General features: G+C 66.6%; 7 protein-coding genes. 2 read left to right on the top strand and 5 right to left on the bottom strand.

What is annotated here, in order from left to right; genetic code table 11:
• Positions 1 to 204: 204 nt before the first annotated feature.
• The 3 genes from ACFW6D_RS23755 to ACFW6D_RS23745 form a co-directional block, all read right to left on the bottom strand.
• Positions 205 to 2,481: a polyribonucleotide nucleotidyltransferase gene (locus tag ACFW6D_RS23755; RefSeq protein ID WP_379331500.1), complete on the bottom strand. Its 2,277-nt coding sequence runs from the start codon at positions 2,479 to 2,481 to the stop codon at positions 205 to 207.
• A 420-nt stretch (positions 2,482 to 2,901) separates the two neighbouring features.
• The gene (rpsO, locus tag ACFW6D_RS23750; RefSeq protein ID WP_379231837.1) at positions 2,902 to 3,171 is read right to left on the bottom strand and encodes a 30S ribosomal protein S15; all 270 of its coding nucleotides are present in this window, start codon (positions 3,169 to 3,171) and stop codon (positions 2,902 to 2,904) included.
• A 124-nt stretch (positions 3,172 to 3,295) separates the two neighbouring features.
• Positions 3,296 to 4,264 (bottom strand): bifunctional riboflavin kinase/FAD synthetase, encoded by a 969-nt coding sequence (locus tag ACFW6D_RS23745; RefSeq protein WP_379231835.1) that lies wholly within the window; start codon positions 4,262 to 4,264, stop codon positions 3,296 to 3,298.
• Between the two features lie 102 nt (positions 4,265 to 4,366).
• Between ACFW6D_RS23745 and ACFW6D_RS23740 the strand changes: the two genes are divergently transcribed.
• On the top strand, positions 4,367 to 5,128 hold the full coding sequence (locus ACFW6D_RS23740) for a metal-dependent transcriptional regulator (protein ID WP_379331498.1): 762 nt from the start codon (positions 4,367 to 4,369) through the stop codon (positions 5,126 to 5,128).
• Here the strand turns inward: ACFW6D_RS23740 and ACFW6D_RS23735 are convergent.
• Entirely contained in the window at positions 5,125 to 5,649 is a 525-nt protein-coding gene (locus ACFW6D_RS23735) for a hypothetical protein (protein ID WP_379331496.1), read from the bottom strand. The genes ACFW6D_RS23740 and ACFW6D_RS23735 overlap by 4 nt on opposite strands.
• Positions 5,650 to 5,680: 31 nt before the next feature.
• Between ACFW6D_RS23735 and ACFW6D_RS23730 the strand changes: the two genes are divergently transcribed.
• Positions 5,681 to 5,995 (top strand): hypothetical protein, encoded by a 315-nt coding sequence (locus ACFW6D_RS23730; protein WP_379331494.1) that lies wholly within the window; start codon positions 5,681 to 5,683, stop codon positions 5,993 to 5,995.
• 99 nt (positions 5,996 to 6,094) lie between these two features.
• Here ACFW6D_RS23730 and truB read toward each other — a convergent pair whose 3' ends face one another.
• On the bottom strand, positions 6,095 to 7,009 hold the full coding sequence (truB, locus tag ACFW6D_RS23725) for a tRNA pseudouridine(55) synthase TruB (protein WP_379331492.1): 915 nt from the start codon (positions 7,007 to 7,009) through the stop codon (positions 6,095 to 6,097).
• Between the last annotated feature and the right edge of the window lie 11 nt (positions 7,010 to 7,020).

Below are 7,020 nucleotides of genomic sequence, written 5' to 3'. Positions count from 1 at the left end.
GCGTATTCGTTTCGATAATAAACCGGACCGGATTCAGTCAAAATATCGATACCGGCCAGTAATCGCTGTGCCCGACAACACTATGTGAAACAACGTTGCAACAACGTTGCATCATCGTGACCCAGGTCACGACTACGCCGAAGACGACAAAACCCCCGCCGTTCGCACGGCGGGGGTTTCGGCAGTCAGATGAAGCAGCGACGCCTACTCGGCGGCGGCGGTCTCCTCGACGGCGACCGGCTCGGCAGCCGCGGCGGCCTCGTCCTCGACCGGGACGAGCGAGATCTTGCCCCGGTTGTCGATATCGGCGATCTCCACGCGCAGCTTGTCGCCGACGTTGACCACGTCTTCGACCTTGGCCACGCGCTTGCCGTTGCCCAGCTTGGAGATGTGCACCAGACCGTCGCGGCCCGGCAGGAGCGACACGAACGCGCCGAAGGCGGTGGTCTTGACGACCGTGCCCAGGAAACGCTCGCCGACCTTGGGCAGCTGCGGGTTGGCGATGGCGTTGATCATGTCGATCGCGGCCTGGGCGGAAGGCCCATCGGTCGCACCGACGAAAACAGTGCCGTCATCTTCGATCGAGATGTTGGCGCCGGTTTCCTCGGTGATCTGGTTGATCATCTTGCCCTTGGGCCCGATGACCTCACCGATCTTGTCGACCGGGATCTTGATGGCCGTCACGCGCGGGGCGTAGGGGCTCATCTCGTCGGGGTCGGTGATGGCCTCGGCCATCACGTCCAGGATGGTGGTGCGGGCGTCGTGCGCCTGGTTCAGCGCACCGGCCAGCACCTGCGAGGGGATGCCGTCGAGCTTGGTGTCGAGCTGCAGGGCGGTGACGAAGTCACGGGTACCGGCAACCTTGAAGTCCATGTCGCCGAAGGCATCCTCGGCGCCGAGGATGTCGGTGAGCGCGACGTAGCGGACCTCTTCGACACCCTTGTCGTTGGTGATGGTGTCGGAAACCAGGCCCATAGCGATACCCGCGACCGGCGCCTTCAGCGGCACACCGGCGTTGAGCAGCGACAGCGTCGAGGCGCAGACCGAGCCCATCGAGGTCGAGCCGTTCGAGGACAGCGCCTCGGAGACCTGACGGATGGCGTACGGGAACTCCTCCTGCGAGGGCAGTACCGGCATCAGCGCACGCTCGGCGAGCGCGCCGTGGCCGATCTCGCGACGCTTCGGCGAACCGACGCGGCCGGTCTCGCCGGTGGAGAACGGCGGGAAGTTGTAGTGGTGCATGTAGCGCTTGGAGGTCTCCGGGCCGAGCGAGTCGACCTGCTGCGCCATCTTCACCATGTCGAGGGTGGTGACGCCCATGATCTGGGTCTCGCCACGCTCGAAGATCGCCGAACCGTGGGCGCGCGGGATCACGTCGACCTCGGCAGACAGCTCGCGGATGTCGGCCAGGCCACGGCCGTCGATGCGGAAACCGTCGGTGAGGATGCGCTGGCGAACCAGCTTCTTGGTGACCGAGCGGAACGCGGCACCCAGTTCCTTCTCGCGACCGGTGAAGTCCTCACCCAGACGGGAGAGCACCTCGGCCTTGATCTCGTCGATCTTGGCTTCGCGGGCCTGCTTGTCGGCGATGCTCAGCGCCTGGTTCAGCTCCACCTTCGAGGTGCCCTCGACAGCCTCGAACACGTCGGGGCCGTACGGCGGGAACAGCGGGAATTCCTGCGTCGGCTTGGCAGCCAGCGCCGCCAGGTCGGCCTGCGCACGGACCAGACGCGCGATGAACGGCTTCGCGGCTTCCAGACCCTGGGCCACCACGGCCTCGGTCGGCGCCTGCGCACCGTCTTCGATCAGCGCGATGACCTTGTCGGTGGCCTCGGCCTCGACCATCATGATGGCGACGTCGCCGGTGTCGGTGACGCGGCCCGCGACGACCATGTCGAACACGGCGCCTTCGAGCTCCTCGACAGTCGGGAACGCGACCCACTGCTCACCGATGAGGGCGACGCGAACGCCACCGATCGGGCCGGAGAACGGGATGCCCGAGAGCTGAGTCGACGCCGAGGCCGCGTTGATGGCCACCACGTCGTACAGGTCGGCCGGGTTCAGGCTCAGCACGGTGACAACGACCTGGATCTCGTTGCGCAGACCGTCGATGAAGGTCGGGCGCAGCGGCCGGTCGATCAGGCGGCAGGTCAGGATCGCGTCGGTGGAGGGGCGACCCTCGCGACGGAAGAACGAGCCGGGGATGCGACCCGCGGCGTACATGCGCTCTTCGACGTCGACCGTCAGCGGGAAGAAGTCGAACTGATCCTTGGGGTACTTGCCGGCGGTGGTCGCCGACAGCAGCATGGTCTCGTCGTCCAGGTAGGCGGCGACGGAGCCCGCGGCCTGCTTGGCCAGACGGCCGGTTTCGAAGCGGATGGTGCGGGTGCCGAAGCTACCGTTGTCGATCAGTGCGACCGACTCGAAAACACCGGGCTCGACCTCGACCGCAGTCGAAGGACGTTCAGTTGTCTGCGTCATATTTTCTTCTCTCGACCTCTCGTCTCGCCGGAGCGCAGCACCATGTGGGCGCGAACCGGCTTTTCGTCAGCCGTACCGGACACGGACACGTGGGAACCCTCCTGGCTGCCACGCGCAGCACCCGGCCTTTCCCCTGGCTGGAACATTCCACAAGAGGGGCGACGCGGAGGCGATCATCGATCGAAGCCCGACGGCGGTGAAAACAACGCCTGCCGAAAGGCCACTACCGAAGACCGACGCCACGCGGACGGATGCACACGGCTGTCACATGTTGTAATGCAGCCGGGAACCCGATGGTCCCCGAATACACGAATAGCCAACGAGAAGAAGTGTACTTCTTCCCATTGGCTACTCGACGACCGCCTCCCGAAGGATGGCGTGTCACGCGAACTCGAAAACCCGCGGCGCCAGCCGCAAAAACTATCGACGCAGGCCGAGGCGCTCGATGAGCGAACGGTAGCGGTTGATGTCGTTGGCCTGCAGGTACTTCGACAGGCGACGACGACGACCGATCAGGGCCAGCAGGCCGTGACGGGTGTGGTGATCGTGCTTGTGCGTCTTCAGGTGCTCGGTCAGGTCCGAGATCCGCTTCGACAGCAGCGCGATCTGCGCCTCCGGGGAGCCGGTGTCGGTGGGGTGCAGGCCGTACTCGGCGAGAATCGCCGACTTCTGCTCAGTGGTCAGCGCCATGGCTGGACTCCTATTTTTCAGTTCCGCGCTCGAAGGTCCGGTTACCCGGGATGGGCGCCACCGCGGACCGCAGCAAACCCGAGGAGCCACTGTACTCGGCGCTACGCACGGAGTAAAAGTCGGGTCAGGAGTCGGCGGCGGTGAGGACCTTGCGCGCGGCCTCGACATCGCGGCCCATGGCCTCGACCAGCTCATCGATGGACTCGAACTTGCGCATCCCACGCAGCTGTTCGACGAAATCGACGCCGACATGCTGGCCGTAGAGATCCGCCTCGCCGTCGAGCACGAACGCCTCGACCGTGCGCGAGCGACCCGAGAACGTAGGGTTGGTGCCGACCGAGATCGCCGCCATCGCCCGCTCGCCCGGTTCGGTGGAACCGATCGCCGGACCGGACCCGAGCACGGTGAACCAGCCCGCGTACACCCCGTCGGCCGGAATCGCGGCATGCATCGGCGGCGCGACATTGGCGGTCGGGAAACCGAGCCCACGCCCGCGACCGTCGCCGTGCACGACGACACCCTCGACCCGATGCGGACGCCCGAGCGCCTCGGCCGCCGCGGCCATATCGCCCGCGTCGACACAGGCGCGGATATAAGTGGAGGAGAAAGTGACGGCGTGTTCGCCGAGCAGGGTCACCCCGTCGACCTCGAAGCCGAACCGCTCGCCCAGCTCACGCATCGTGTCGACCGTGCCCGCGGCCTTCTTGCCGAAGGTGAAGTTGTCGCCGACCACGACCTCGGTGACATGCAGTCGTTCGACCAGCAGATCGTGCACGTACTCGCCTGGCGTGAGCTTCATGAATTCCTGGGTGAACGGCATCACGCAGAACACGTCGATCCCGAGTTCCTGCGCCAGCTCCGCGCGGCGGGTCAGCGTGGTCAGCTGCGCGGGATGCGAACCGGGTCGCACCACTTCCATCGGATGCGGATCGAAGGTCATCAGAACCGAGGGGACCCCACGCTTTTCCGCCGCGGCCACCGCGCGGCTGATCAGCTGCGCGTGCCCCCGATGTACCCCGTCGAACACGCCGATCGTGAGAACGCAACGCCCCCAGTCCGCGGGCACGTCGTCGAGACTTCGCCATCTCTGCACAGAGCGAAGCCTACGCAAAGCGGTGCGCGAACAGAATTCCGGTATGAGGCGGATCACCGGTGCGCGCCGTGCCGGTTCGCCGATGTGTCATTCGGGCCAGGGATGCCTAACATTGGTGAGGTGCCAGCCAAACGAGATGTCGCGACCCGTAGCGCGCTGACGCAACCCGCCGAGCAGGCAGAATTCAGCCCCGCGATCGCCCCCGAACTGTCGGCGGTGGCACAGGATTATCTGAAGGTCATCTGGACCGCCCAGGAGTGGTCGCAGGAGAAGGTCTCGACCAAGCTGCTCGCCGAGCGGATCGGCGTGTCGGCCTCGACGGTGTCGGAAGCCGTCCGCAAACTCACCGATCAGGGCCTGGTCGAGCACGCCCGCTACGGCGCGATCACCCTCACCGAACACGGCCGCCTCGCCGCGGTCGCGATGGTGCGCCGCCACCGCCTGATCGAGACCTTCCTGGTGAACGAACTCGGCTACGGCTGGGACGAGGTCCACGACGAAGCCGAAGTCCTCGAACACGCCGTCTCGGACCTGCTCATGACCCGCATCGACGCGAAACTCGGCCACCCCGACCGCGACCCCCACGGCGACCCGATCCCCTCGGTCGACGGCGCCGTGCCCACCCCACCGGCCCGCCAGCTCAGCGACTTCGCCGCCGGCGAATCCGGCCGGGTAGCCCGCATCTCCGACGCCGACCCCGCGATGCTGCGCTACTTCGACTCCGTCGGTATCGCCCTCGACACCTCCATCGCCGTCGAGGAGCGCCGCGATTTCGCCGGCACCATCGCCGTGCGCATCGCCTCGGCCGATTCCCCCACCGAACTGGGAACCCTTGCCGCCGAAGCTATTTGGCTGACCAGCTAGCAGTCGAAGAAGCGTTTGAACCGGTCGGGGACACCGTCGGCGGTGGCCGTCGCCCAGCAGATGTTGTGCGGGAAGATCGTGTACGTCTGCCACCCGCCGACATTGGAGTTGATGATCTGCTGGTTGTCGCCTCGGCTGTCCCAACGGACCACCGCCCACGCCCCGTCACAGAGGTCGATGGTGATCGCGGGCGCGGGATCGACCCCGAGACTGGTTTCGATGGTCGTCTCGTCACAGTTGGGTGAGCTCGTCATGTTGTTGAACTCCAGGGTCCCCTTCTCGGTGGCGCCCGCGGTCGTCAGAAACAGCGTGTGCATGCCGACGGGGACCGGGTTGCTGCCCTCGGGCGGGGTCATGCCGAAGTAGTAGCAGCCGACCGGCACATTCGGGAACGTGGCGATGCCCTGTGCGTCGGTGTGCGCGTCGAACCGCGCGGCTTCCGATGTCTCGCCCGTCCTGATGTCGTGCGAGGCCGGGTCACATGGCCGATGGAGTGCCAAGTGCACCAGCACATTCGGCACCGGCGAACCGGCCACCGTCCGGGTCGAGAGGATGATCGTGCCCGTGGGTTGCGGCGTCGGTTCCGCGGGCGATGCCGGTTTCGTCGTCACCGATCCGCCGGATGATGCGGTGGTCGACGGCGCGGGCACGATCGTGGGCTGGTCAGCGCCCGAAGCGGGCGTGATGACCGTTGTCGTCACGCTCGGCGGCACGGTCGAGGTGATGCGCGGAGTGCTCGTGCCCGATGTCGACGGGTCTGCGTCCCCACATCCGACGAGAGCTATTGCTGCGCAGGCGGATACGACGAGCCACGCCTTCTTGGACACCGTCACGATGCACCCCTTGGTATCGAGGACTATGCAGTAGGGCTATCGCCTGGGGTCGGGCCGGTGTTAGGCGCTATCCAGCCCCCAGAACAGGGGGCATCGCAACGCTCGCCGGAGTCGGCTGTGTTGGTCGGCCTGGTCAGTCGCCGATGCCGCGCGGGCGCACCACGATGACCGAGCCCGCGCGTTTTCCGCTCTCTTGGAGCAAGGCAATGGCGCGGCCACGGGGGTCGATGGCGGCGTAGACGCCCTTGATGCCCACGGGGTCGAGCCAGCGGCCGGTGCGTAGGTCGGTGGCTTGGGATTCGTCGATGTCGCGTAGGGGGAACGCGGTTTTGACGGCGGTGTCGACGTCGAGACTGAGCAGCGACTCGCCCGCTTCGCCTGCGGCGGCGAGTTCTTCGAGGGTGCGGGCATGTTCGAGGGTGAAGGGCCCAACTCTGGTGCGGCGCAACGCAGTCAGGTGGCCACCTACGCCGAGGGCGGCACCGAGGTCACGGGCCAGGGCGCGAATGTATGTGCCGGAGGTGCATTCGACATCCACGTCGAGATCCACGAACTCATCGACATCGCGTCGGGCCAGAATGCCGAAGCGCGACACCGTGACCGGGCGGGCGGCCAGCTGCACCTCTTCACCGGCGCGCACGCGGGCGTAGGCACGTTCACCGTCGACCTTGATGGCACTCACCGTGGCGGGCACCTGTTCGATGTCGCCGGTCAGGGCGGCAACACCGGCCGCGATCTCCTCGTCGGTGACGTGCAGCGCGGGCGTCGTCGCGGTGACCTCACCCTCGGCGTCGTCGGTGTTCGTCGCCTGCCCGAGCCTGATTGTCGCGGTGTAGGCCTTGGTGGTGAGCAGTAGCTGGCCGAGTAGTTTCGTGGCCCGCTCCACCCCGAGCACCAGCACGCCGGTGGCCATCGGGTCGAGGGTGCCCGCGTGCCCGACCTTCTTGGTCTGCAAGATCTTTCGGCTGCGCGCCACCACATCGTGGCTGGTGAGCCCGCTGTCCTTGTCGACGATCACCAGACCGCCGAGTTCGCCGACCCGCGACACCCGCGCCGCCA

This window comes from Nocardia sp. NPDC058705, assembly GCF_042749305.1.
Lineage (GTDB): Bacteria > Actinomycetota > Actinomycetes > Mycobacteriales > Mycobacteriaceae > Nocardia.
The sequence above is the reverse complement of the archived record's forward strand: the minus strand, read 5'-3'. Positions and strand labels throughout refer to the sequence as shown.

What these genes read in the sequence shown, in the direction of transcription:
- ACFW6D_RS23755 (WP_379331500.1), bottom strand. Translation starts at nt 2,481, where the DNA reads ATGACGCAGACAACTGAACGTCCTTCGACTGCGGTCGAGGTCGAGCCC.
- ACFW6D_RS23730 (WP_379331494.1), top strand. Translation starts at nt 5,681, where the DNA reads ATGATCGTGCCCGTGGGTTGCGGCGTCGGTTCCGCGGGCGATGCCGGT.
- ACFW6D_RS23740 (WP_379331498.1), top strand. Translation starts at nt 4,367, where the DNA reads ATGCCTAACATTGGTGAGGTGCCAGCCAAACGAGATGTCGCGACCCGT.
- rpsO (WP_379231837.1), bottom strand. Translation starts at nt 3,171, where the DNA reads ATGGCGCTGACCACTGAGCAGAAGTCGGCGATTCTCGCCGAGTACGGC.